Annotated in this window: 27 protein-coding genes; 9 read left to right on the top strand and 18 right to left on the bottom strand. The window is 73.4% G+C overall.

The window, feature by feature from the left end:
* Window positions 1-5 precede the first annotated feature (5 nt).
* Genes AB0J69_RS41295 through AB0J69_RS41285 form a run of 3 tightly spaced genes read left to right on the top strand, consistent with a single transcriptional unit; the run spans window position 6 to window position 3,115 of the window.
* Window positions 6-992 (top strand): ADP-ribosylglycohydrolase family protein, encoded by a 987-nt coding sequence (locus AB0J69_RS41295; RefSeq protein ID WP_364129541.1) that lies wholly within the window; start codon window positions 6-8, stop codon window positions 990-992.
* Window positions 993-998: 6 nt separating this feature from the next.
* Window positions 999-1,979, top strand: a complete 981-nt coding sequence (locus tag AB0J69_RS41290; protein ID WP_364129538.1) for an ADP-ribosylglycohydrolase family protein — start codon at window positions 999-1,001, stop codon at window positions 1,977-1,979.
* Window positions 1,976-3,115 carry an ADP-ribosylglycohydrolase family protein gene (locus AB0J69_RS41285; RefSeq protein ID WP_364129536.1) on the top strand — a complete coding sequence of 380 codons (1,140 nt, stop codon included), beginning with the start codon at window positions 1,976-1,978 and terminating at the stop codon, window positions 3,113-3,115. The genes AB0J69_RS41290 and AB0J69_RS41285 overlap by 4 nt, the downstream gene beginning before the upstream one ends.
* Window positions 3,116-3,171: 56 nt before the next feature.
* Here AB0J69_RS41285 and AB0J69_RS41280 read toward each other — a convergent pair whose 3' ends face one another.
* Window positions 3,172-4,446, bottom strand: a complete 1,275-nt coding sequence (locus tag AB0J69_RS41280) for a glycoside hydrolase (RefSeq protein ID WP_364129534.1) — start codon at window positions 4,444-4,446, stop codon at window positions 3,172-3,174.
* Window positions 4,447-4,510: 64 nt separating this feature from the next.
* A complete protein-coding gene (locus tag AB0J69_RS41275) occupies window positions 4,511-5,521 on the bottom strand; it encodes a LacI family DNA-binding transcriptional regulator (RefSeq protein WP_364129531.1) in 1,011 nt (336 codons plus the stop codon).
* 125 nt (window positions 5,522-5,646) lie between these two features.
* Here AB0J69_RS41275 and AB0J69_RS41270 point away from each other — a divergent pair, with 125 nt between their 5' ends.
* A complete protein-coding gene (locus AB0J69_RS41270) occupies window positions 5,647-5,820 on the top strand; it encodes a hypothetical protein (RefSeq protein ID WP_364129529.1) in 174 nt (57 codons plus the stop codon).
* Here the strand turns inward: AB0J69_RS41270 and AB0J69_RS41265 are convergent.
* The 4 genes from AB0J69_RS41265 to AB0J69_RS41250 form a co-directional block, all read right to left on the bottom strand.
* Window positions 5,801-6,202 (bottom strand): hypothetical protein, encoded by a 402-nt coding sequence (locus AB0J69_RS41265; RefSeq protein ID WP_364129526.1) that lies wholly within the window; start codon window positions 6,200-6,202, stop codon window positions 5,801-5,803. The two genes, AB0J69_RS41270 and AB0J69_RS41265, sit on opposite strands and share 20 nt — an antisense overlap.
* Window position 6,203: 1 nt before the next feature.
* Complete coding sequence (locus AB0J69_RS41260) at window positions 6,204-6,749, bottom strand: dihydrofolate reductase family protein (protein WP_364129523.1); 546 nt, start codon at window positions 6,747-6,749, stop codon at window positions 6,204-6,206.
* 124 nt (window positions 6,750-6,873) lie between these two features.
* Complete coding sequence (locus AB0J69_RS41255; protein WP_364129520.1) at window positions 6,874-7,980, bottom strand: histidine kinase; 1,107 nt, start codon at window positions 7,978-7,980, stop codon at window positions 6,874-6,876.
* On the bottom strand, window positions 7,964-8,581 hold the full coding sequence (locus tag AB0J69_RS41250) for a DedA family protein (RefSeq protein WP_364129518.1): 618 nt from the start codon (window positions 8,579-8,581) through the stop codon (window positions 7,964-7,966). Before AB0J69_RS41250 ends, AB0J69_RS41255 begins: the two co-directional genes overlap by 17 nt.
* A gap of 102 nt (window positions 8,582-8,683) precedes the next feature.
* Between AB0J69_RS41250 and AB0J69_RS41245 the strand changes: the two genes are divergently transcribed.
* A complete protein-coding gene (locus tag AB0J69_RS41245; protein WP_364129515.1) occupies window positions 8,684-11,440 on the top strand; it encodes a DEAD/DEAH box helicase in 2,757 nt (918 codons plus the stop codon).
* Window positions 11,437-12,567 (top strand): SWIM zinc finger family protein, encoded by a 1,131-nt coding sequence (locus AB0J69_RS41240; protein ID WP_364129513.1) that lies wholly within the window; start codon window positions 11,437-11,439, stop codon window positions 12,565-12,567. The genes AB0J69_RS41245 and AB0J69_RS41240 overlap by 4 nt, the downstream gene beginning before the upstream one ends.
* On the opposite strand, the gene AB0J69_RS41235 is transcribed toward AB0J69_RS41240, so the two are convergent.
* The 5 genes from AB0J69_RS41235 to AB0J69_RS41215 all read right to left on the bottom strand — a co-directional run bounded on the left by AB0J69_RS41235 (window position 12,495) and on the right by AB0J69_RS41215 (window position 16,561).
* The gene (locus tag AB0J69_RS41235) at window positions 12,495-13,238 is read right to left on the bottom strand and encodes an HAD-IA family hydrolase (RefSeq protein ID WP_364129510.1); all 744 of its coding nucleotides are present in this window, start codon (window positions 13,236-13,238) and stop codon (window positions 12,495-12,497) included. The two genes, AB0J69_RS41240 and AB0J69_RS41235, sit on opposite strands and share 73 nt — an antisense overlap.
* Before the next feature lie 46 nt (window positions 13,239-13,284).
* The gene (locus AB0J69_RS41230; RefSeq protein WP_364129507.1) at window positions 13,285-13,923 is read right to left on the bottom strand and encodes an SDR family oxidoreductase; all 639 of its coding nucleotides are present in this window, start codon (window positions 13,921-13,923) and stop codon (window positions 13,285-13,287) included.
* A 52-nt stretch (window positions 13,924-13,975) separates the two neighbouring features.
* A complete protein-coding gene (locus AB0J69_RS41225; protein ID WP_364129504.1) occupies window positions 13,976-14,965 on the bottom strand; it encodes an HD domain-containing protein in 990 nt (329 codons plus the stop codon).
* Complete coding sequence (locus tag AB0J69_RS41220; RefSeq protein ID WP_364129502.1) at window positions 14,962-15,288, bottom strand: helix-turn-helix transcriptional regulator; 327 nt, start codon at window positions 15,286-15,288, stop codon at window positions 14,962-14,964. The genes AB0J69_RS41225 and AB0J69_RS41220 overlap by 4 nt, the downstream gene beginning before the upstream one ends.
* A gap of 85 nt (window positions 15,289-15,373) precedes the next feature.
* Complete coding sequence (locus AB0J69_RS41215) at window positions 15,374-16,561, bottom strand: MFS transporter (protein WP_364129500.1); 1,188 nt, start codon at window positions 16,559-16,561, stop codon at window positions 15,374-15,376.
* A gap of 60 nt (window positions 16,562-16,621) precedes the next feature.
* Here AB0J69_RS41215 and AB0J69_RS41210 point away from each other — a divergent pair, with 60 nt between their 5' ends.
* Entirely contained in the window at window positions 16,622-17,602 is a 981-nt protein-coding gene (locus tag AB0J69_RS41210) for a helix-turn-helix domain-containing protein (protein WP_364129497.1), read from the top strand.
* Between the two features lie 9 nt (window positions 17,603-17,611).
* On the opposite strand, the gene AB0J69_RS41205 is transcribed toward AB0J69_RS41210, so the two are convergent.
* On the bottom strand, window positions 17,612-18,235 hold the full coding sequence (locus AB0J69_RS41205; protein WP_364129494.1) for a TetR family transcriptional regulator: 624 nt from the start codon (window positions 18,233-18,235) through the stop codon (window positions 17,612-17,614).
* 87 nt (window positions 18,236-18,322) lie between these two features.
* Here AB0J69_RS41205 and AB0J69_RS41200 point away from each other — a divergent pair, with 87 nt between their 5' ends.
* Window positions 18,323-19,105 carry an SDR family oxidoreductase gene (locus tag AB0J69_RS41200; protein WP_364129491.1) on the top strand — a complete coding sequence of 261 codons (783 nt, stop codon included), beginning with the start codon at window positions 18,323-18,325 and terminating at the stop codon, window positions 19,103-19,105.
* Between the two features lie 54 nt (window positions 19,106-19,159).
* A complete protein-coding gene (locus AB0J69_RS41195; RefSeq protein WP_364129489.1) occupies window positions 19,160-19,843 on the top strand; it encodes a class I SAM-dependent methyltransferase in 684 nt (227 codons plus the stop codon).
* Window positions 19,844-19,881: 38 nt separating this feature from the next.
* On the opposite strand, the gene AB0J69_RS41190 is transcribed toward AB0J69_RS41195, so the two are convergent.
* From AB0J69_RS41190 to AB0J69_RS41165, 6 genes are read right to left on the bottom strand one after another with little or no spacing between them, the layout of a single operon-like run.
* The gene (locus AB0J69_RS41190) at window positions 19,882-20,280 is read right to left on the bottom strand and encodes a VOC family protein (RefSeq protein ID WP_364129487.1); all 399 of its coding nucleotides are present in this window, start codon (window positions 20,278-20,280) and stop codon (window positions 19,882-19,884) included.
* 13 nt (window positions 20,281-20,293) lie between these two features.
* Complete coding sequence (locus AB0J69_RS41185; protein ID WP_364129485.1) at window positions 20,294-20,899, bottom strand: SRPBCC family protein; 606 nt, start codon at window positions 20,897-20,899, stop codon at window positions 20,294-20,296.
* The gene (locus tag AB0J69_RS41180) at window positions 20,899-21,243 is read right to left on the bottom strand and encodes a metalloregulator ArsR/SmtB family transcription factor (RefSeq protein ID WP_364129482.1); all 345 of its coding nucleotides are present in this window, start codon (window positions 21,241-21,243) and stop codon (window positions 20,899-20,901) included. The genes AB0J69_RS41185 and AB0J69_RS41180 overlap by 1 nt, the downstream gene beginning before the upstream one ends.
* Window positions 21,244-21,289: 46 nt before the next feature.
* Window positions 21,290-21,895: an energy-coupling factor transporter transmembrane protein EcfT gene (locus tag AB0J69_RS41175; protein ID WP_364129479.1), complete on the bottom strand. Its 606-nt coding sequence runs from the start codon at window positions 21,893-21,895 to the stop codon at window positions 21,290-21,292.
* Window positions 21,892-22,566 carry an ABC transporter ATP-binding protein gene (locus AB0J69_RS41170; RefSeq protein ID WP_364129476.1) on the bottom strand — a complete coding sequence of 225 codons (675 nt, stop codon included), beginning with the start codon at window positions 22,564-22,566 and terminating at the stop codon, window positions 21,892-21,894. The genes AB0J69_RS41175 and AB0J69_RS41170 overlap by 4 nt, the downstream gene beginning before the upstream one ends.
* Window positions 22,563-23,699 (bottom strand): thiolase family protein, encoded by a 1,137-nt coding sequence (locus AB0J69_RS41165; RefSeq protein WP_364129473.1) that lies wholly within the window; start codon window positions 23,697-23,699, stop codon window positions 22,563-22,565. The genes AB0J69_RS41170 and AB0J69_RS41165 overlap by 4 nt, the downstream gene beginning before the upstream one ends.
* Window position 23,700 lies beyond the last annotated feature (1 nt).

The following is a 23,700-nucleotide window of genomic DNA, read 5'->3' as shown; positions in this document are numbered from 1 at the left end:
CTTCGTTGAGGGAGAGAGCCCGGGGGTGCCTGCTCGGCCTGGCGGCCGGCGACGCCCTCGGGGCCCCGGCCGAGAACCTGTCGCCGGCGGAGATCCGCCGGCGGTGGGGCAGGCTCACCGAGATCGAGGGCGGGGGCACCGATGACACGGAATACGCCATCTTCGCGGCCTCGCTGCTGGTACGGCACGGCCACGCGCTGACCGCCGCGGACGTGGCGGCGGCGTACCGGGAGGAGATCATCCCCCGGGTGACGGGCCCGATGCGCGGCGCCGGCTTCTCCGAGCTGGGCACCATCGAAGCGCTTCGCCGCGGGCTGGAGCCGCCGCTGACCGGGCTGGTGCACTCGCACGGCTGGTCCGACGGGCTCGCGATGCGGGCCGCGCCCTACGGGATCTTCTGCCCGGGCGATCCGGCGGAGGCGGCCCGGCTGGTGGAGCAGGACGGGCTGGTCAGCGGGTCGGGCGAGGGCATACTCGGCGGCCGCGCGGTCGCCGGGGCGGTGGCCGCCGCGATGGGCGGGGCCGCGCCCGGCGAGGTGGTGTCGGCGGCGCTGTCGGTGATCCCGGCGGACTCGTGGACGGCACGGAACGTCGTACGCGCCCGCGCGGCGCTCGGCCCGTCCCCGGATCCCGGCGACCCCGACGTCATCGAGGCCCTGCACGAGGCTGTCGTGGTCAGGCACTATCCGTGGACCGACGTCGCGCCCGAGGCCGTCGCACTGGCCCTGACCGCCTTCCTGGCTGCGGACGGCGACGTCGAGACGTCCGTGACGTTCGGGGTGAGCCTGGGCCGCGACGCCGACACGATCGGCGCCATCGCCGGTGCCGTGGCCGGGGCCGGGCAGGGAGAGGGCGGCGTGCCCGCCCGCTGGGCCGCCAGGATCGGGGCCGTGACGGGCAAATGCCTGCCCGTCGTGGCCGGAAGACACGTGCTGGACACCGCCGACGAGCTCGCCGACGAACTCGCCGACGAACCGGCGGGAGGACTGTAGATCGCAATGTCGGGGGACAGAATCAGGGGAGCCTTCGCCGGGCTCGCCACCGGCGACGCAGCCGGGTGGCCGGCGGCCAGGCACCGGGCGGCGCTGCACGCGCCCTGGAGCCGCCGCCTGCACCGCGAGCTGGACGCGTTCGCCGAGGAGCACCAGGTCACCACGTTGCCGGTGCCGTTCGCGCTGAACCAGCCGGTCGCGCCGCTGCGGATCGGGCCGTCCGACGACGCCGAGTGGCTCGCGTGGACGGCGCTCACCATCGACCGGCCCAGGGCCGAGGCGTTCAGGGAGCTGATCGCCCCGGACGGGGAGTCGCCGCGCGTCAGGGCGCGCATCTCCGTGGCGACCGCGCTGGACAACCTGGGCAGGGGCGTCGAGCCGCCCGCTTCCGGGCACGACAACCCGCACCACTTCGACGACGCCGCCGCCGTCAGGGCCGTCGCGTTCGGGGCCCTGGGGAGGGACCCCGCGCCGGACGCCCAGGTGACGAACGCCGGCGACGGCGTGCTGGGCGCCCTGGCCATGGCCGCCGCGGTGGCCGAGGCCGTGGCGTCGGGCTCGGTGGCGGGCGCGGTCGAGGCGGCGCTGGCCGTCCTGCCCGAGGACACCGCCATCGGTTACAACGCCCGCCTGGCGCTGGCCGCCGCGCGGAAGGCGGGCGACCCGTTCGGCGCGATCCCCGCGCTCGACGGCGCGCTGCTCGACCACGTCTACAGCTACGGCGTGGGCGCCGCGCAGACGGTGCCCGTGGCGCTGGCGCTGGCCGAGGTGTCCGGCGGCGAGCTGGGCAGGGCCGTGCCCGCCGCGGCGTGCCTGGCCCCGCTGGCCGACTCGGCGCCCGCGCTCACGGGGGCGCTGGCCGGGGCCTGCGGCGGGTACGAGGCGATCCCGGAGGGGTGGACCGCCTCGACCCGTACGCTGGCCGGTTGTTGCCTGCCTGATCTGGCGGGCCGAGATTTGATCCAACTATTGGAGGACATAGCATGACGCCGCTTGAAGACAGGGCCACCGGCTGCGTGGCGGGGGCGGCGGTCGGTGACGCGCTGGGCGGCGCGACTGAGGGCTGGACTCCCGAGCAGATCGTGCAGCGGTACGGGGGCCGCGTCGAGGGCATCGTGCCGCCGTTCAACCAGGACTGGCGCAACGCCCGCCCCGTCGCCCCGTACCACAAGGGCGACGGCCACATCACCGACGACACCTTGATGACGCACGCCCTGATCCGCGTGTACGAGAAGGCCGGCGGTCACCTGGACGCCTACTCGATGGCCGAGCACCTGGTGCCCGAGCTGATGGGCGAGCGGCGGTGGATCCCCGAGCTGGAGGCCGAGGCGCTGCCGCTGCAGCGGATCTTCCTGGCCGAGAAGTGGATCGTGGCCCGCCTGCACTACGGGCACGCCGACCCGCGCGAGGCCGGCGTCGGCAACATCGTGAACTGCGGCGCCGCCATGTACGTCGCCCCCGTCGGCATCGTCAACGCCGCCGACCCCGACGCCGCCTACGCCGAGGCCGTCGACCTGGCCGGGGCGCACCAGTCCAGCTACGGCCGCGAGGCCGCGGGCGTCATGGCCGCCGCCGTCGCCGAGGCCATGCGGCCGGGCGCCACCGCCGACTCCGTGGTGGCCGCCTGCCTGCGCCTGGCCAAGGACGGCACCCGGGCCGCCATCGAGGCGGTCTGCGAGACCGCGGCCGGGCTGGGGCACTGGGACGGCTCGTTCGAGGCGCTGCGCGCCGCTGTCCGGCCCTTCGACACGGTCGCCGACACCTACCGCGACCAGGGGCTGGGCGCGCGGCGGCCGAGCCGGGTGCACAGCATCGAGGAGCTGCCGCTGGCGCTCGGGTTCCTGGTGATCGCCAAGGGCGACTTCCGCGACACGGTGCTGGGCGGGGTGAACTACGGGCGCGACGCCGACTCGATCGCCTCCATGGGCGGCGCCATCGCGGGCGCGCTCGGCGGGCTGGCCTCCGTGCCGCCGGAGTGGGTGGAGGGGGTGGCGGCCGCGAGCCGTACGGACCTGGTGGCTCCCGGGCTCGCGATCGCCGGGGTGGCGCGCCGGGTGCACGCCGACGACCTCGTACGGCGCCGCGCCCACGAGTCCGCCTTCGCCGACCTCGACCACGCATGATCACCCGCACCCGCACCCGCACCCGCGCCCGATTCGGGGAGCGCGCATGATCCGCCTCACCTGGGTGCAGCCGGAGGACCTCGTCGGGCACGAGCTGCGCCAGGCCGCCGAGGACGGCCGCGACGTGAGCGAGATCGCCGCCCGCTGGCAGTCAGGTAGACCTCGGCCGTCTCGCTCACGCCCGCCCAGGCGCGGGGCGCCACGCCGGTGTTGAGCACCTCGACCACGCGCGAGCCGTCGGGGTTGCGGAACGCGCACACCTTCAGCGAGGGCACCGCTCCCGAGGCCCCTATCCTCTCCGCACCCGGCCTGATGAACCTGCTGAACGCGGCCAGCGCCCACAGTCGCTTCGAGACCCGGTAGGTCCCGGTTTCCCCGTCGATCCGCAGCAGCGCCCGGGTGTTCCCCTCCGAAGCGCCCAGCCAGTACAGGTAGCCGGAGACGTTGCCGAAGGTGAGCGCGTCGTGCACGGCCGAGGCGATCGTGTAGCCGTCGGAGCCGCTGCCGTCGTACCAGCTCTCGTTCCAGGTGGTGCCGTTCGGATTCCACTCCGACATCCAGGTGGGCTGCTTCGTCGGGAGCGGAGTGTCCACCGGGGTGCCGTAGCCGTGCGCGGTGTAGACCTTCACCCAGCGCCGGGCCTCGGGGTCGGCCGCGATGGCGGCGATGTACGCCTTGGCCTCCTCCCAGCCGAGCGATTCGCAGCACACCAGCCGCACGCCCGAGGCGAGGGGGCCGAGCAGCTTGACGAAGTCGGCGGCCTCCTTCGGGGTGAAGCGCATGGAGGGATGCGGGGCCGTCCAGTCGGGCTCGTTCGCGAAGCCCAGTTCGGTGATCCGGACTCCCTGCCCGGCGTAGAACCTCGTGTACTGCACCAGGTAGTCGGCGTAGGCGCGGCGCCATTCCGGCTTCAGCTTGCCGCCGTTCTTGTCGTCGCCGTTGTCCTTCATGTAAGCGGGCGCGCTCCAGGCCACGGCGAAGAACCGCTGCACCCCGTACCGCTGAGCCTCCTTGGCCACCCAGACCTGGCTGTTGTCGTCTCCGTCCCAGACATACCGGGGCGGCGCGTCCGGTCCGCCGGGATCCTCGGGCTGGATCGACACCATCTCGTCGTAGGGGCTGCCGGCCGGCGCCGAGCCGATGCCCAGGCGAAGGATGGTGAGCCCGGCCCCCTTGACCGGGTCGAACAGCAGGTCGAGGACCTCGCGCCGCTTGTCCTCCGAGAGAGACTTGATCAGCTCGTTGCGCCGGAAGGCCGTGGAGAAGCCGAACCCGTCGATCGTCTGGTGCCGGACCTGATCGTCGATCATGATCACGGATGGGTCCTTCATGACCGGAGCCTTGGGTGGAGGGAGCTCATGGCGCCATAGAGTTAGCACATCGGCGCAGGCCGACTCAATACACGCCGGCGGGCGGCGGGCCGACTGTCTCACGGACGATGATCCGGTTGATCGACCGCTCGGGAGGCGGCGGCGCGGGCTCGCCGCGTACTGCCGCGATGAGCCTTGCCATGGCCTCCCGCCCCTGCGCCTCCCTGTCGACGGCCACCGTGGAGAGCGCGGGAGTGGCGAAGCGCCCCAGCTCCTCGTCGTCCCAGCCGAACACGCTGACGTCGCCGGGAACGCGCCAACCGCGCGCGAGCGCTGCTCGCACGGCGCCCATGGCCACGTGGTCGTTCACGGCGACGATGGCGGTCACGCCGCACCCGTCCGGCAGCCCTCGTACGGCGTCGTAGCCGGACTGCGGGCTCCAGTCGCCGAGGGCGACGCCGTACGAGGTGAGCGCAAGGCGCTCGATCGTCTGCTCGTAGACCTGCTTGCGATTGCGGGCCGAGGCCCAGCTCTGCGCACCCGCGATGTGGAAGAAGACCCGGTGGCCGAGCGAGGCGAGATATTCGACGATCTCCTGGATCGGGGAGGCGTCCGCCAGTTCGTTGACCCCGCGCAGCATGTCGTCGTAGTCGCCCGTGACGACGACGGGCACCGGCGAGGAAGAGGGGTCGATCTCCAAGGGCGTCAGCGACAGGATGCCCTCGACCTGCCCCGAACCGGCCAGCTCCAAGACCCGCTCCGCTCTGGCGCGCGGATCGCCCTCCACGCTGACGACCTCCAGTTGAAAGCCCCCGTCGTGCGCGGCGGAGGAGGCGGCGCGGAGCAGGCGCGCCGGCCACAGGTAGGAGGAGGCGGGCAGCGTGATCGCCAGCCGGTTCGTATGGCGGGTGCGCATGGAGCGCGCGACCAGATTCGGCCGGTAGTTGAACTCCTGGACGACCAGGTCGATCTTCGCGCGGGTCGCCGGTCTCAAGGTTTCGTTGTGCCGGAAGTACCGGGAAACGGTCTGATGAGAAACACCCGCACGCCGGGCTACCTCATGGATCGTGAGGCGCGGCGTCTCAGGCTCGTCCAAGGGACCCCTCTCCTCGCTGTGTGCGTCAAAGCCTAGCCGGTGCCGCTCACTCGGCGTCGAGGCAGAAGTGATCGATCACTATCCCTCTTCTCGACCTCGCCCGAACAAGAGCCAAGGAGAAGAGGGTGCTTCGATCCCTCGCCTTCGTGGCGGCGCTCGCACCCGCCATCACCCGGGCAGGACCCGCCGGCAGCGCCCGTACGGCCCCTCAGCCGGGCATCGACATCCAGCGGACCCAGACGCATCGGACCGTCGACGGATTCGGCTACTCCACCGCGCTCAGCCGCGCCCGCCCGTGAACGGGGCCTCGCCCTCCCGCAGCGGGCGGAAGCGCAGCGCCGACCACACCTCGTCCACCGCGACCTGGCCGTTGGGGCGCAGCCCGTACTCGCCCACGATCGGCCACAGCGTGTCGCGGTTGATGTCCGACTTGTTGCCCTTGGGGTAGGCCACCCAGACGACGGAAGGCTCGGTGAGCAGTGCGCGGTGCTCGTCGAGCAGCCGCCGGGCAGCGGCGGCGTCGGCGGCGAAGAACACCGCCACGTCGGCCCCCTTGAGGTCGTCGGCGTGGCGGGCGCCCTCGGGCAGCGGCTCCACCAGCGGGCGGTGGGCCGCGTCGGAGATCCACACCTCGGTGCCGGGCTTGATGAGCAGCTTGCCGGCGACGGTCTTGGCAGGCATGTCAGGCCCTCGTGTAGGTCAGGTTCAGCACACCGGTGCCGAAGGTGGCGGACTTGGTGAGCGTGAGCGGGATCTGCCCGGTTCCGCCCTCGAACAGGCGCTTGCCCGCGCCCACGACAATGGGGTGCACCAGCAGGTTGAGCTCGTCGAGCAGGCCCTCGCGCAGCAGCCACGACACCAGGGTGGGGCTGCCGGTGATGCCGATGTCCTTGCCGGGTTGCTCCTTCAGCCGCTCCAGCTCCTTGCGCGGGTCGCCGGCCAGGACCGTGGTGTTCTCCCAGGCCGGGTCGGTGAGGGTGGCCGAGACGACGTATTTGTGCGTGGCGTTCATGGTCGCGGCCATCGGGTCGCGGGTGGCGTCCTGGTGTGGCCAGTGGGCGGCGAAGGCGTCGTAGGTGCGCCGGCCCAGCAGCATGGCGTCGGCGGCCCGCATCTGCGCGGCGACCGCCTGGCCCATGTCCTCGTCGAAGTACGGGAAATGCCAGGTCTCGGGCGCCTCGACCACGCCGTCGAGCGAGATGAACAACCCCGCGACGATCCTTCTCATGATGTCTCTCCAGCTCTTTCTGAGGTGCCTTCACCCTCCCACCGAAAAATATAATTGTCAAGACGGGCATGCTTGTCGGAGCCGGGTGCAGCAGAAGGAGTTCAGACCTCCGGAAAACGCGGGATCACCCGCACGGAAGCACCGCCGTGATCGTCGTCGGCCCGCCCACCGGGCTGCTCACCTCGAAGTCGCCGTCCAGCGCCGCCACCCGCCGGGCCAGCCCCGACAGGCCGCCCCCGTCCGCCCGCGCGCCCCCGGCGCCGTCGTCGCCCACGCGTACGAGCACCGCCCCGTCCCCCTCGGGACCCACCTCGACCGTGATGAGCGTGGCGCCGGCGTGCTTGGCGGCGTTCGTCACCGCCTCGCACACCACGAAGTACGCCGCCGTCTCCACCGCCATCGGCGGCCGCCGATCCAGCTGGCAGTCCACCTTGACCGGCACGCTGGAGCGTTCGGCCACCCCCGCCAGCGCCTCGCCCAGCCCGAGCGAGTCCAGCCCGCTCGGGTAGACCCGCCAGGCCACCTCGCGCAGTTCGGCCAGCGCCTGCTGCGCCTCCTGGTGCGCCTGCTCCAGCAGCTCCGGGCGACCCCGCCGGGAGCGGCCGATCAGCATCGACAGCGCCACCAGCCGCTGCTGCAGCCCGTCGTGCAGGTCGCGCTCGATCCGGCGGCGCTCGGAGTCGACCGCCGCCACGATCCCCGCCCGGCTCTCGGCCAGCTCGGCGATCCGCCGCTCCAGCGCGCGGGTCGGGTCGGGGCCGAGCATCCGCATCGCCAGCCGGCGTTCCAGGGCGTGCACCCCCGCCACGCCCGACAAATCCAGAAACAGCAGTACGAATCCGCCAACGAGGATGTAGGCCACCAGCGGCGGCGAGGGCAGCATCCCGTCGAAGGGCTCGCCCCGCCCCCACGAGACCGCGAGCAGCACCGCCACCCCCGCCCCGTACACCAGCAGCGTGATCACCAGGCCGCCCAGCACGCCGGCCGGCACGCGCGCGGCCAGGTAGCGCGCGGCCCGCCCGTCGCGGCCCTCGCGCAGCGCGTCCAGCTCGGCCAGGTCCAGGCGCAGGCGGCGGGCCTCGATCCGGGCCAGCCGCCGGGCCGCCTCCGCGACGTTCGGGTTGCCCAGGAACGGCAGCGTCAGCAGCAGGAAGACGAGCTCGCCGAGCGCGGTGACGGTGCCCAGCGCCACCGCGCCGACCACGCGCAGCCCCTCAGCGGCGGCTCGCATGCCTCCCCTTGCGCCGCTCGGTCAGCCGGACGCCGATGAAGACCGCGACCGCGAGCACGACGAGCCCGATCACCACGTTGGTGCCGATGCCGACATATCGCTCCACCAGCGACCACTTCTCGCCCAGCAGGTAGCCGGCCATCACGAAGATGGTGTTCCAGATGAGGCTGCCGGCCGTGGTCAGCAGCGTGAACGTCGGCAGCGGCATCCGCTCCACGCCGGCCGGCACGGAGATGAGGCTCCGGAAGATCGGGATCATCCGGCCGAAGAAGACCGTCTTGTGGCCGTGACGCTGGAACCACGCCTCGGTCTTCTCGATGTCGGAGATCTTGACCAGGGGCAGCTTGGCCGCGATGGCCAGGGTGCGCTCCCGCCCCAGCATCGCCCCCACCCAGTAAAGCGCCAGCGCCCCGATCACCGAGCCGAGCGTCGTGCACACCAGCACGTCCAGGAGGTCCATCGAACCCTGGCTGGCCGTGAAACCGGACAGCGGCAGGATCACCTCGCTGGGCAGGGGCGGGAAGAGGTTCTCCAGCGCGATCGCGAGCCCGGCGCCGGGGGCGCCGAGACTCTCCATCAGTCCAACCAGCCATTCAGTCATGAGATCAAGGTTATGGAAGATCCGGATAAGCGCGGAATGAGGAAGCTGCCCGTCCAGAACTGTGGTTAACCACACCCCCGGTGTACCGTACACTGTACGGCCGTGAGCTCTTTGACGGATCTGGCACGGCACGCGGCAGTTTTCCGACCCGGCGACCCGCCCAGGTCCGGGCACATCGCCTTCCTCGACCCGGCCGGCGACGCCCTCGTCACCGTCGCCGAGGAGCACGACGCGGAGCAGGACGCGCAGCAGGACGTGCGGCAGGACGCGCAGCAGGACGGGGGCCGGGTGCGCACCCGGCCCGTCCCGGCCACCCTCGTCCCCGTCGGCACGGCGGTGGCCGGGCTGGCCAGGGCTCGCATGGACCCGCACGCCCACCCGGCCACCCGCTTCTGGGGCGCGGCGGCGCTCGTCGCGCTGCAGCTCGTCACCCGGGGCCGCATCCTGCCCGGGGTCTCGCCCGGCGAGCACGACTCCTGGCGGGCCGGGCCGCTGGACACCGCCGACCTCCAGCGCGTACGCGAGCTGGCCGCCGCCATGCCCGCCACCGCCCGCGCCATCCCCATTGACGGGGACCTGCTGCCGGACGCCGAGCCGCTGGTGCGGGCCTTCCTCGACGCCGTCGCCGACGCCATGCCGCGCTCGCCCGGCGCCGTGCGCGCCACCGGCACCACCGCCTACGCCGCCGCCAAACCCGTCAAGGTCGGCCACCTGCGCCGCTGGGCCGAGGAGGTCTCCTCCGGCCTCGACTCCGGCGTTCGGCTGTCGCTGCGCATCGAGGCCGACGACCCGGCCGCCGCCGAGTTCCGCGCCGTCGCCCAGCTGCACAGCCTGGCCGACCCCTCCCTCGTCGTCGACGCCGCCGACCTGTGGCAGGGCCGCGACCCCGGGTTCGGCGCCCGCGCCCGGATCGAGGCCACGCTCGCCGTGCGCCGCGCCGCCCGCGCCTGGCCCCGGCTGGAACGCCTGCTCGACAGCGCCGTGCCCGACGAGCTCACCCTCTCCGACGGCGACGTCGAGGAGCTCCTGGCCGGAGCCGCCGACCGCCTGGCCGCCGCCGGCGTCGACGTGCACTGGCCCAAGTCCCTCGTCAGCGGTCTCAGCGCCCGCGCCGTCATCGGCGAGCGCGACGCCGCCCCCTCCGACATGCCCTCCTTCCTCGGCGGGCACCACCTGACCAGCTTCGACTGGCAGCTCGCCCTCGGCGGTGAGCGGCTCAGCGCCGCCGAGATGGACCGGCTCGCCGAGGCCCACCGCCCCGTCGTACGGCTGCGCGACCAGTGGGTGCTCATCGACCCCGACCTGGCCCGCAAGGCCCGCCAGCGCGACCTCAAACCGCTGACCGGCATCGAGGCGCTCGGCGCCGCCCTGACCGGCACGGTCGAGGTCGAGGGCGAGCAGGTGCCCGTCGAGCCCACCGCCTGGCTGAACGACCTGCGCGAGCGGCTGGGCGAGCCCGCCGACGTCGCCCCGCCCGCCGGCCTGGCCGCCACCCTGCGCGACTACCAGCTCGCCGGGCTGCGCTGGCTGGCCAGGATGACCTCGCTGGGCCTGGGCGCCTGCCTGGCCGACGACATGGGCCTGGGCAAGACGATCACGCTCATCGCGCTGCACCTGCACCGCGCCGCCGGCCCCACCCTCGTGGTCTGCCCCGCCTCGCTGCTGGGCAACTGGGAGCGCGAGATCACCAGGTTCGCGCCCGGCGTGCCCGTACGCCGCTACCACGGCGCCAACCGCACGCTCGCCGACGAGGGGTTCGTCCTCACCACGTACGCCACCATGCGCCTGGACGCCGCCCGCCTGGCCGCCCACCCCTGGGGACTGCTCGTCGCCGACGAGGCCCAGCACGTCAAGAACCCCGCCTCCGGCACCGCCAAGGCCCTGCGGGAGATCCCCGCCGCCGCGCGCGTCGCCCTGACCGGCACCCCCGTGGAGAACAACCTGTCGGAGCTGTGGGCCATCCTCGACTGGACCACCCCCGGGCTGCTCGGCCCGCTCGGCAGGTTTCGGGCACGCTGGGCCAAACCCGTCGAATCCGGCGACACCGACGCGGCCGGGCGGCTGTCGCGGCTGGTCGGGCCGTTCCTGCTGCGCCGCCGCAAGAGCGACCCCGGCATCGCCCCCGAGCTGCCGCCCAAGACCGAGACCGACCGGCCCGTCGCGCTCACCACCGAGCAGGCCGGCCTGTACGAGGCGGTGGTGCGCGAGATCATGGCCCAGATCGCCGACGCCCAGGGCATGGCCCGGCGTGGCCTGATCGTCAAGCTGCTCACCGGGCTCAAGCAGATCTGCAACCACCCCGCGCACTACCTGCACGAGGCCACCCCGCGCCTGCCCGGCCGCTCCGGCAAGCTGGAGCTGCTCGACGAGCTCGTCGACACCATCGTCGCCGAGGACGGCGCCGTGCTCGTCTTCACCCAGTACGTCGCCATGGCCCGGCTGCTGGAACGCCACCTGACCGGGCGCGGCGTGGCCACCCAGCTCCTGCACGGCGGCACCCCCGTCGCCCGCCGCGAGGAGATGGTCGAGCGCTTCCAGGACGGCAGCGCCCCGGTGTTCCTGCTGTCGCTCAAGGCCGCCGGCACCGGCCTGAACCTCACCCGCGCCGACCACGTCATCCACTACGACCGCTGGTGGAACCCCGCCGTCGAGGACCAGGCCACCGACCGTGCCTACCGCATCGGCCAGACCAAACCCGTGCAGGTGCACCGCCTCATCGCCGAAGGCACGATCGAGGACCGCATCGCCCAGATGCTCGCCGCCAAACGCTCGCTCGCCGACGCCGTGCTCGCCTCCGGCGAGGCCGCCTTCACCGAGCTGACCGACGCCGAACTCGCCGCCCTCGTGGAGCTCCGATGACCAACGCCCGTGGGTTCGCCGCGTTCCCCCCGCAGCGCGCCGGCGCCCGCTTCGCCACCTCCTGGTGGGGACGCGCCTGGATCCAGGCCTTGGAGGACACCTCCCTGGACCACGTGCTGCTGCGCAAGGGCCGCGCGTACGCCAAGCACGGCCGGCTCGGCCCCATCACCGTCAGCCCCGGCCGCATCGCCGCCGTGGCCGAGAGCGAGTACGACACCGTCGTCCGCGTCGAGCAGCTCACCGACGCCGCCTGGGAACGCTTCCTGGACCAGGTCGCCGCCAAGGCCGGCCACATCGCCGCGCTGCTCGACCGCGACATGCCGCACGACCTGGTCGAGGCCGCCGAGGACGCCGCCGTGCCGCTGCTGCCCGCCGTCGGCGACCTCGAACCCGAATGTTCCTGCCCCGACTGGGGCCATCCGTGCAAGCACGCCGCCGCCCTGTGCTACCAGGCGTCCTGGCTGCTGGACGCCGACCCGTTCGTGCTGCTGCTCATGCGCGGGCGCGGCGAGGGCGACCTGATCGAGGCGCTGCAGGGGCGCGACGCCCCCGCTCCGGCGCCGTCGGGGGTGCCGGCGGCGCTGGCGTACGCGGCGGGGGTCCCGCCGTTGCCCGACCCGCCGCCGTACGACGTCTCCTACACCCCGCCCGCCCTTGGGCCCGCGCTCGGGCCCGCCTCCGACGCGGGCGTCGACGTGGCCGCCCTGGCGGTGCTGGCCGCCTCCGCCGCCGCGCGCGCCCGCGAGCTGCTGCTGCGCGGGCACCTGCCGGAGCTGACCGAGTACCAGGACCGCGTCCGGCTGGCCGCCGACCACGATCTCGGGCCGGGCCGCGGGCTCGAGGCCGCCGTACAGGCCTGGCGGTACGGCGGCGCCGACGCCCTGGACGTCCTGGACCGCGCCTGGACCCCGCCCCGCCGCGACCTGGCCCGGGCCCAGGCGCTGCTGGAGGCCGGCTGGGAGGGCGAGGACCCGCCACGCCCGCAGACCTGGCGCAACCGCTGGACGCTGGGCCCCCTGCAACTGCGCTACGGGCGCGACGGCCGCTGGTACCCCTACGCCCTGCGCGACGGCGAGTGGTGGCCCGCCGGACCGCCCGAACGCGACCCGTCGGCGCTCATCACCTGACCCGCCACGGCTCGTGCCGGGCGCGTGCCTTCCAGGCGCGCCACGGCGTCGACCATCTCGGGGAACGCGTCGATGAAGGCGTCGACACGGTACGGGTCGAAGTCGGCCCGCCGCCGGAGACCGCTTTGCATGCAGGCGATGAAGCGCAGGCCCGCCCCGTTCGCGGCCTGCGCGTCCCCGGGAGAGTCGCCCACGTACAGGCACTGGCGGGGCTCCAGCCCGGTGGCGGCCAGGAGCTCGTCGAAGGCCCGGGGGTCGGGCTTGGCGAAGCGCATGTTGCCCGCGTGGTAGACGGCGTCGAGCCGGCCGCCGAGCACGTGGTCCGGCGCCATGAGGTGCGCCATCTCCGCCTCGGTGCGTGAGGTCAGCAGCATGAGGCTGCGGCCGGCGGCGGCGAGCGCGTCGAGCGCCCGCAGGTTCTCCGGCACGACGACGTCCAGCCGCCCGGCCGTCACGTATTCCCGCAGCACGTCCCCGTAGGCGGCGGTGAAGGCGTCGAGGTCGACACCGGGTGAGCGCCTCGGCATCGCCTCCAGTAACGGCAGGCCCCACGTGGCCACGTGCGCGGCCCGCGACATCGGCCCGCCACCGATGCGCGCCAGTACGTCGTTCTCGAGCTCGAAGCACACCTCCTCGGTGAGGCAGAGCGTGTCGTCCACATCAATCACCACGGCGCGGATCACAGGGCCCAAGATAGCGGGGCCCGCTGCCGCTCCATCAGGTCGCGACCGAGATGACGTGGCGCACCGAGGTGCGGTCGGCGATCAGCTCCAGCATGCAGTCGGCCAGGTCGGCGCGGGTGGTGTTCATGCCGCCCCGGAGGTTGAGGTCCCTGGCGGTGCGGTAGCGGTTGGTACGGCCGGCGTTCCTCAGGCGCGAGGGCCGCACGATCGTCCAGTCCACGTCACTGGCCCGCAGCAGCCGCTCGGCCCTGGCCAGGTCGGCGTAGGAGTGGCGGAACAGGCGCTGGACGACGAGGGGCTTGAGCACGTGCCGGGTGAACGGGCCGTCGCCGGCGTCGGCCTCCAGGCCGGAGGCGCTGACCATCAGCAGGCGGCGGGCGCCCACCCGGTCCATGGCGGCCAGGATGGAGGTGATGCCGGCCGAATGCACAGTGGTGGGGCCTCGGTCGCGTGGGCCCATCGCGCTCAGCACGGCGTCGCGGTCCTTGACGGCGGGCGCGATGGCGTCGGGATCCATCATGTCGGCCTCCACGACGTCGAGACGATCGCGCAGCTCGGGGGGCAGGCGGGTGGCGTCGCGCACGACGGCGGTGATCTGGTGGGTGCGGTCGAGCCCCTGGCGCAGCAGCTCCAGGCCGGTGCCGCCGGTGGCGCCGAATACCGTGATCCTCATGAGTGGCCGGTTCTCCTCGAGTAGCGTGGGGTGAGTATTTACTCACCCCACCTTATTCGCCTGCTCCGTCGAGACCGAGTTTCGCCCGCAGGCAGCTGACGCCGGTGTGGAGGACGGGAGGCACGGTGATCAGGATGACCACCGCGTCGCCGAGGCTGCTCCGCGCGGTCTCCAGGATCATCCAGCCCAGCAGCGCGGCCAGCGGAGTCCACGTACGCAGATTCGATCGCAGGACCCAGCGCAGTGCCGCCGGCAGCCGGTCGGCCAGCGTCCGGCCCAGTGGGTGGCCCAGTGGGTGGCGCAGTGGGTGGCGCAGTGGGTGGCGCAGGGCCAGAGCCAGCGCGGGCATGCCGCGCAGCACCCCGAACGCGAAGTGGGCGCGTGCCCGACGGCTCCGCAACACATCGAGTTCGCCGAGCCATTCGCACAGGTAGGTCCCCCTGAACGCCGAGGGGAGGATCAGGGATCCGAGGGCGAGCGCCCGATGCGCCACGCCGGTGTCCCCGGGCAGGTGGCCGCGCGCGATCGCTTCGAGCTCGTCCGCGATGGCCGGCAGGCCGAGACGCTTGGCGAGCGGTGCGATGACGTCCAGCGTCTGCCGGCTCTTCAGCTGCCGCTTCGCCTGGTCAAGGGGCTGCAGGGTACGCATGTTGTGCAGCCGGTCCAGCACCTTCAGCGCCAGGACGCGGTCGCCCGCGGCATCGAGGGCCGCCTGATCGTGGCGGCGGTCGAGCTCGGCCATGCCCTGGACCAGGGCGGCTATCTCGTCGCCGAACTCCGCGCGGACCTGGCCGGCGTCACATCGCGTGCCGGCGATCACGTCGTGCAGCAGGGCGGCGCAGATGGCGGCGCAGTCAAGACCGGCGTCGGCGGCGATCTCCGCCACAGCGACCGGGTGGGTGATGTAGGGATTGCCGCTTTTGCGTAACTGGCCTGCATGGTGGTGGGCGGCGAACTCGTAGGCGCGCCGGATCCGGTCACGCTCGGAGGCCGTGAACCCGCCGGGCAGCCGGGCCAGCAGCGGGGCCACCAGGCTGGTCATGACGTCACCGTCCGGAGGTTCATGACCGCGCGCGACCGCTCGGCTCGCTCCAGGGCGGCCCGCGCCCGGACCGCGCCCTCGTCGCTGAGCACGTAGTAGTGCCGAGCGCGGCGCCCCTCGGCCAGGTGCTCGGCCGGGGACTCCTCGTGGCGCTCGAGCCAGCCGTACTCGCGCTCCAGCCGGGCCAGGATCGGGTAGACGGTTCCGGGGTGCTGGCGTGTCTTCTCGCACAGCTCCAGCCCGTAGCGGCGCTTGGCCGGATCGGACAGCATCACTTGCAGCACGAGCATCGTCGGCAAGGTCATCCGCGGTGTGTCTGCCATTATCGAACTCTAGACATCCAGCACGGAGCGTGACATCACTTCGCAGGTGACACCTGCCTGTCCCCGGCCGCATGTCGGCCTGGGATCAGGGGGCGGCGGGGTGGGCGAGGCCGACGGGGCGGGGGCGCAGGCCCGGCGACAGGCTCAGGGTGACCGCGACCGACGCCGCCGCCATCACCGCCATCGCGGTCGCCGGCGAGGTCCACTGGGCGACGGCGCCGGCCAGGGCCGCTCCGACGCCCTGCATGGCCATCATGCCGGAGGAGTGCAGCCCCAGGGCGTGCCCGCGCAGCTCCGCCGGGGTGAGGGCGACCAGCCGCTCCTGCAGCAGGAGGCTGGCGGCGTACCCGACCGAGGCCAGCACGACGGCCGCCGCCGCGATCGGCAGGTCCGGACGCAGGACGAAGACCAGGTACGGCAGCGCCAGCAGCAACCGCAGCGGACCGGCGAGCCGCTCGCGCCACCGGGCCGGGACGAACCGGCCGAGCAGCACGTCCCCGGCGAGCATCCCGAGGGCGGCCAGGGCGAAGAGCGTGCCGGCGTGGGCGGGCGCGTACGGGACGAACAGGGCCTCGCAGCCGACGATCAAGCCGTTGGGCACCCACAGCGCGAGATAGACGTAGCGGCGTGGCGCCGAGGACCACAGCAGGCGGTTGCCCCGCCAGGTCGCCGCGATCGACGGCCGTCCGGCGGCGCGGGCCGGGCGGCGGCTCAGACCCAGGAGCGCGATCAGCGCGGCGGCCAGGTAGAGGGCGGCGCCGGCCAGCAGCGTGCCGCGCGGCGACAGGGCGTTCACCAGGACGGCCCCGGCGGCGTACCCGGCGATCTGGGTGAGGCCGACCGACATGTTGAGCACCGAGCGGCCCAGCAGGTAACCCTGCCGCGGGAGGATCTCGTCCAGCAGTCCCAGGCGCACCCCGCCGCCCAGCGAGGCGGCCAGCCCCAGGCCGAACAGCAGCGCGAAGACGGACCACACGGGCAGGCCGGGGATCGCCAGGGCCGCCGTCACCACCCCGAAGAGCGCGGCCAGGCCGGACAGCGCGGCGCGCGGCGGCAACCGGTCGGCCGCCGACAGCAACGCCGCCGCGCCGATCACCTGGGCCACCGAAGGGCCGAACATGCTCAGCGCCGACAGCAGCGGCGAACCGGTCGAGGCGTACACCAGCGTGCCCAGCGCCAGCCCGCTCACCGTCGAGGCCGTCGTCTGGACGGCCGAGGCGGCGAACAGCGGCGTGAACTCACGTGTCCGGAAAAGCTCCCTGTATGTGCGCATACGGGAGTCTCATCCGTGGTCGCCGGCCGGCTGTTAATGTTTCGCACGGGGGCGAAAGCAATGGGCTACTGGCGGGTCAGCGCGGACACGCTCGCGCGCGGCCGCTTCACGATCTCCCCGCTCGCCGAGGCCACCGCGTGCCTGGGGCTGCTGGTTCGGGGCACGCCAGCGCATCCGGGCGAGCGGGCCTGGCTCGACGCGCACCTTCCCGCCTACCGCGAGCGGCTGGCCGGCGACCCGATCACCGCCCTGCTCCTGCGCGCCGCCCAGGGCCACCGCTGGATCGCCGACTTCCTCGTCCCCGCGCCGCATGGCGGGGCGGACGCCACGTTCGAGGACGAGGTGGAGCACATCCGCGCGACCCCGCCCGAGACCGTCCGGGCCGACCTCACCGTGTCGCTGGGCCGGCCCCCGCCGGCCGCGCTGGACCGGCCCGATCTGGGCGCGCGCGCCGCCGACCTGCTGGCCTGGGTGTGGCGGGAGACGGTGCTGCCCTCCTGGCCGCGGCGGCGCCGGATCCTCGAGGCCGACATCGTGGCCAGGACCGAACGGCTGAGCCAGGGCGGGTGGGCCGCGGCTCTGGAGGACATGGGGGCGGAGATGCGCTGGCTGGGCGACGGCCGGCTGCAGATCAACGCCCTCGACTACCCGCCGCGGGAGCTGTCCGGGGCGCAGCTGATGTTCGTGCCGGTGACGCCGCATTCGGGATGGGTGGCCTGGGAGGTGCCGCACCGCTACGCCGTGGTGTACGCGTGCTCGGGTGCGCTCCTGGGCGGCGAGGACCCGGTGCCCAGGGCGCTGGGGAGGCTGCTGGGGCCGGGCAGGGCCGGGGTGCTCGTGCTGCTCGACAGCCCCAAGAGCACGACCCAACTCGTGGCGATGACCGGTCAGGGGCTGGGGTCGGTGGGGCGGCACCTGAAGGTGCTGCTCGACGCCGGTCTGGTGCGGCGCCGGCGGGCGGGACGGTCGGTGCTGTACTGGCGTACGGAGCTCGGCCACGCCCTGGTGTCCGGTCACCGTGGCCAGGTCGAGTCACCGTAGCGGGAGCGGTCAGCCTCGGGAGGCGGGCTCGGTCGCGCGTCCAGGAAGCATGCTTTCGGGGAGCATGCGCTCGGCCAGCACGCCGGCCAGCTCGACCACGACCGCGCGGCGGCGGGCGACCGCGCGCTCGGCGTCGGGCTCGTCGAGGATGAGGCGGCGCAGCTGCGGCACCGAGAAGTTCCAGGCGACCAGCCCCAGGATGGTGAACAGCCACTCCTGCGCCGCTGCGCGCTCCGGCAGGCCCGCGCTCATCAGCCCGCCCACGTGCCCGCGGTAGGACTCCTTGCGCTCCTCCTCGCCCTCGACCCGGCCGCCGTCGGCCTCCAGGGCCTCCCACAGCAGCAGCCGGATCAGCTCGGGATGCTCGTGGTACCAGTCGAAGAGCTGCCCCACCGACTCGGGCAGCGTGCGCGGGTCCAGGCTCACCGCGTGGCAGATCTCGTCGACCTTGGCCCGCACGACCACGCCGAACAGTTTCTCCTTGCCGCCGAAGTAGAGGTAGATGGCCTGCTTGTTGGCCCGCGCGGTGGTGGCGATGCGGTCGATCCGGGCGCCGGCCAGCCCGTGCTCGGCGAACTCTGCGGTGGCGGCCTCGAAGATGCGCTGCCGCGTGGCCTCCGCGTCGTACGTCATGACGAAATTAAACCATCCAGTTGACTTTTCCGCCGCATCGCGCCAAGGTCTAAACCAACTGGATGGTTTATTTCAGAGGAGAATCACATGTCCGTGACCACGCTTGCCCCCATGCCGATCGGCTCGCCGCTGCCCGCCGCGCTGGAGGGCCGCACCGTGGTGGTCGTCGGGGGTAGCTCCGGCATCGGCCTGGCCGCCGGCGACTTGCTGGCCTCGGTGGGGGCGCGCGTCGTCCTCGTGGCCCGCGACGCGGACCGCCTGGGCGTCGCGGTGGAGCGCATCCGTACGGCGGGTGGCGCGTCCGTGAGCGGGATCACCGCAGACGGGACCGACGAGGGTGACCTGGAGCGGGCGCTCGACCAGGCGGGCGCGGTCGACCACGTCCTGGTGACGGCCGGCGGCTTCGCCGTCGGGCCGCTGCTGGACACCCCGGGCGAGCTGGTGCGCGAGGCCGTGGAAGGGCGGATCTGGGGCGCGTACGGGCTCGCCCGCGCCGCCGCGACCCGCCTGCCCGCCGGCGGGTCGATCACCTTCAGCTCCGGCCTCTACCTGGCCCGCCCCATCCCGGGGGCGTCGGCGGCCATCGCGAGCATCGGCGCCGTCGAGGGGCTCACCAGGGCGCTGGCGGTGGAGCTGGCGCCGCGCCGGCTGCGGGTCAACGTGATCCGGTACGGCGTCGTGGACACCCCGCTGTCGCGCGGCGCGATGGGCCTGCCCGACGACGCGGCGGTGGCGGCGGCCGGGCAGGGGTCGCTGATCGGGCGGTTCGGCACGGCGCAGGAGGCGGCCTCGGCGGCGCTGTTCCTCATGGCCAACAACTACATGACGGGAACGGTGCTCACCGTGGACGGCGGGCAGAGCCTGGCCTGACCGGGAGCGGTACGTTGGCCGCATCCCCCTCTGATCGGAAAGGATGCGGCAGACGTGGTATCCGTTCACGGACCGGCCCCGCGCTACGACGGCTTGGCCGACTGGTACGACGAGCTCAACGCCTCGTGGGCCGAGGGCAACCGCGCTCCCCTGCTGGACCTGCTCGGCCCCGGCACGGGCCCCTGTCTCGACCTCGGCTGCGGGACCGGCCTGAACTTCCCGGCGCTGCGCGCCTCCGGCCGCACCGTCGTCGGCCTGGACCACTCGGCCGACCAGCTCCGCCTGGCCGGCCGCCGGCGGGCGGACGGGGAGGGGCTGGTGCGGGGCGACGCGGCGGCGCTGCCCTTCGCCGACGGCTCGTTCGCGTCGGTGGTCACGCTGTGGGTGTCGACGGACATGGACGACTTCGCCCGCGTGCTCGGCGAGGCCGCCCGCGTCCTGCGGCCGGGCGGGACACTGGTGTACTACGGGGTGCACCCCTGCTTCACCGGCCCGCACTCCGAGGACCGTCCCGACGGCGGCCGGGTCATCCACCCCACCTACCGCGTCTCGGGCGAGCACCGGCCGGCCCCGTGGTGGCGCGAGGACGGCATCCGCAGGCGGGTCGGCATGCGGCACCTTCCCCTGGGTGAGCTGCTCACCGCGTTCATCGCGGCGGGACTGGCGATCACCCGGGTGGTGGAGCCGCGGAACGACCCCGTTCCGCGCGCCCTGGCACTGCGGGCGGAGAAGCCCTGACGGCGTCTCCCGCCATCAGGTCACCGGGCCTGGCCTGTTCACGGCAGGTTGAGCTGCCACGAGACGCCGAAACGGTCGTTGACCCAGCCGAATTTCGTGCTGAAGCCGTACGAGTCCAGCGGCATCAGCGCGCCTCCGCCCTCGACCAGCGCGTCGTACAGGCGCTTGATCTCTTCCTCGCTGCCGCACCCGACATACAGCGACATCGACGGGGTGAAGGTGAAGCCGTGCTTGATGGCGCTGTCGATGCACATGTACTCCTGGCCCGCCAGCGTGAACGTGGCGTGCTTGACCGTGCCCTGCTCGCCGGGCTCGCCGGGGCCGTAGTGCTCGACGGCGACCACCTTGGCGTCGTCGAACAGCGACACGTAGAAGTTCATCGCCTCCTCGGCGTCGCCGTTCTGGAACATGAGGAACGTGGTGATCTTCTGGGCCATCAGAGAATGCTCCTTATTCGGGTGCGTAGAAAGCAGTGCACGCGGCGACGGCGGCGGCGACCTCGTCCGGGTCGCCGCCCGCGGCCCGGTGCGCCTCGCCCCAGGCCCGGCAGCTGCCCGTGATGAACCCGCGGCCGTCCTCGGTCTGGTGGAAGGTCTCCTCGTCCACCTTCTCACCGCCTGTCAGGTGCAGGGCCAGGCCCAGCAGCGCCAGGTCCCAGCCCACTCCGGTAGCGCCAGGGCCGAACTGTCCCCAGAACTCCGCCGGCACCTCGGCCGTGTGGCGCAGCTCGAACGCGGTGCCGCCGTCCTTGGCGGTCAGCTGCACCTCGACCTCGGAGAAGCCGGGGTCCTCGCCGTAGAGCCAGGTGATCTTGAGGACGCTCGGCGGCTCGCAGCGCACGATCTCACCGCGCGCGTTGCCCTCGATCTGGTACGTGCCCCCCAGCCGGAAGTCCCCGGACACCGGCGCGAACCAGCGGCCGAGCCGCTCGGCGTCGGTGCAGGCCTGCCACACGTCCTCGACCTCGGCGTCGTAGTGGCGGCGCAGCACCACGCTCTTGCGTTCGCCGTCGATCAGCTCACGGTGTGCCTGGCTGAGCTGGTCTATGATCTCCATCAGGTGTTCTCTCCTTCGATGCGGCGTTCTCGTTTGCCGCGGGCCAGTTCGGTCCCCAGCGCGTCCAGGCGCTGGTTCCAGAAGCCGCGGAAGCGTTCCAGCCAGAGGTCGACCTCCTGCAGCGGCCCGGGCTCGACGGCGTACAGCCGCCGGGTGCCTTCGGCCCGCACGGTGGCGAACCCGTTGTCGCGCAGCACCCGCAGGTGCTGGGAGACGGCCGGTTGGGAGATCCCGAACTCGCGCCGGATGACGGTCGTGACCTCGCCCGAGCTCAGCTCGCCGCCGGCCAGCAACTCCAGGATCCGGCGCCGTACGGGATCCCCGAGGACGTCGAATGCGTGCACCACCCGAGTATTTCGGGTCGGGCTTATATAAGTCAAGCCTGAAATATCAGTCGTCCAGGCCGCGCGCGCTCAGCGCCTCCCCCAGCGCGTCGGCGTGCCTGAGCGAGCTGACCACCAGCGGCACGGCGAAGGCCCGCAGGCTGCGCTCGACGCCTCTGGCCTGCTGCGCCTCCCTGACCCGGGTGGCCAGCGCGGCGATCACCGGCACGCTGCGCACGGTCAGTGACAGCAGCAACGACAGCCGGAACGGGTCCAGGCCCACGAACCTGGCCGGCCTCAGACAGCGCTCCAGCGCCGCCATCATCGCCGAGGTGCGGGTGGTGAGCGTGACCAGGCCGGCCAGCGCCACGGCCACCACCACGCGCAGCGTCGTCGACAGTGCCCCGTCCAGGTCGACCAGCAGCCACTGCATCCCGAACAGCCCCACCGCGAGCCAGCGCACCGGCTTGACCTGCGCCCAAGCCGCCGCCACGCTCACCCGCGCCAGCGCGTACAGGCCCGCCACCGCCACCGCGGCCAGCGCCAGCGACAGCGGCGAGCGCAGCAGCACCAGGGCCGTGCACCCCACGGCGAGCGCGGCCAGCTTGGCGCCGGCCGGCAGCCGGTGCAGCGGTGAGGAGCCGGGGACGTAGACGCCGGTCAGGCCGTTCACGCCATCAGCTTCCGGTAGTGGCCGATGGCCTCGTCCGGGGTTCCGTCGGCCACCACGCGGCCCTCGTCCAGCACCAGCACCCGGTCGAACGCGGCCAGCAGCGGCAGGTCGTGGGTGACCACGAGCACCTGCTGGGGCATCTCGCGCAGCAGCGTGGCGACCTGGCGGGAGTGGCGCAGGTCCAGCAGCGTGGTCGGCTCGTCCATGACCAGGATGTCCGGCTCCAGCACCATGACCGAGCACAGCGCCAGGAGCTGCTTCTGGCCTCCCGACAGGTGGTGGGCGGGGTGGTCGGTGTGCCCGCCCAGGCCGTACCTGTCCAGGACCTCCCGTACGCGCCGCTCGACCTCCTCGCGCGCCAGGCCCTTGCGGCGCAGCGAGAAGGCGACGTCCTCGGCGACCGTGGGCATCACGATCTGCGCGTCCGGGTCGGTGAACAGGAACCCCACGCCGCGCCGGATCCTGGCGGCGTGGCGTCGGGTGTCCAGGCCGAGCACCGTGACGCTGCCGGAGGTGGGCAGCGCCAGGCCGTTGACCAGGCGGGCCAGCGTGCTCTTGCCCGAGCCGTTGGCGCCGACCACGCCGACGCGGTGCTCGGCGAGGGAGGCGGTGATGCCGCGCAGCACGTCGCGCTCACCGAGGCGTACGTGCACGCCGTCGAACTCGATCAAGCTCCTACCACCTCGAACAGGGCGGCCACGCCCAGCCCGCCGCCGACCGCGGCCGCCGCCAGGCCCAGCGTTCCCGGCAGGGCGCCGGCGCGTACGAGCCTGCTGAACAGCCTGGTCACCACGACCGCTCCCGAGGCGCCCCACGGATGGCCCAGCGCCAGCGCCCCGCCGTGCGGGCACACCCGCTCCGCGTCGGCGCCCAGCGGGTCGAGCCCGAGCGCGTCGGTGACGGCCAGCACCTGCGCCGCGAACGCCTCCACGATCTCCACCGCCGCGACCCGCTCCATGCCCACCCCCGTACGCGCCAGCACCCGGCGCATCGCGGGCACCGGCCCCCATCCGGGCAACTCGGGATCGCACCCGACGACGGCCCCGGCCACCAGCCGCATCCCCGGCAGGCCGGCACGCGACCGCTCGGGCACGAGGGCCACGGCGGCGGCGCCGTCGCTGACCGGGGAGGAGTTGCCGGCCGTCACTGTACCTTCCGCCACGAACGCCGCGGGCAGCCGGGCCAGCGACGCCGCCCGCAGCGGGCGCGGGCGCTGGTCGTCGTGGCGCCCCCCGACCGGCACGATCTCCTGCGCGAAGTGCCCGGCCTCGCGGGCGGACAGGGCCCGGGCGTGGCTGCGGCAGGCGTAGGCGTCCTGCCGCTCCCGGCCGACGCCGCACGCCGCCGCCAGCGCCTCGGCCGCCGGGCCCATGTCCGGGTCGGGGTGGCCGTCGGGGGCGAAGGGCGCCCGCTCGTACGGCCGGTCCTGCCCCCGGAACGTACGCAGCGGCGCGGTCGAGGCGCTCTCGGCCCCTCCGGCGATCACCAGGTCCATCTCCCCCGCCCGGATCGCCTGCCCGGCCACCAGGATCGCGGCCAGCCCGCTGCCGCACTGCCGGTCCACCGTGACCCCGGGCACCTCGTGCCCCAGCCCGGCGGCCAGCGCCGAGACCCGGGCCACGTTGCCGCCCGGCCCCATGCAGTTGCCCAGCACCACGTCGTCGACCCGCCGCCCGGCCACGTCGGCGGCGACCGCGGCGATCACGGGCGCGGCCAGCCGGTCGACGGTCAGCTCCTTGTACGCGTGCCCGGCCGTGCCGATGGGCGTGCGCCGGGCCGCGACCACCACAGGTGTGTCTCGCATG

The sequence above is a fragment of the Nonomuraea sp. NPDC049709 genome (assembly GCF_040674815.1).
Lineage (GTDB): Bacteria > Actinomycetota > Actinomycetes > Streptosporangiales > Streptosporangiaceae > Nonomuraea.
Note: the sequence above shows the minus strand (reverse complement) of the source record. Positions and strands in the feature narration are given on the sequence as shown.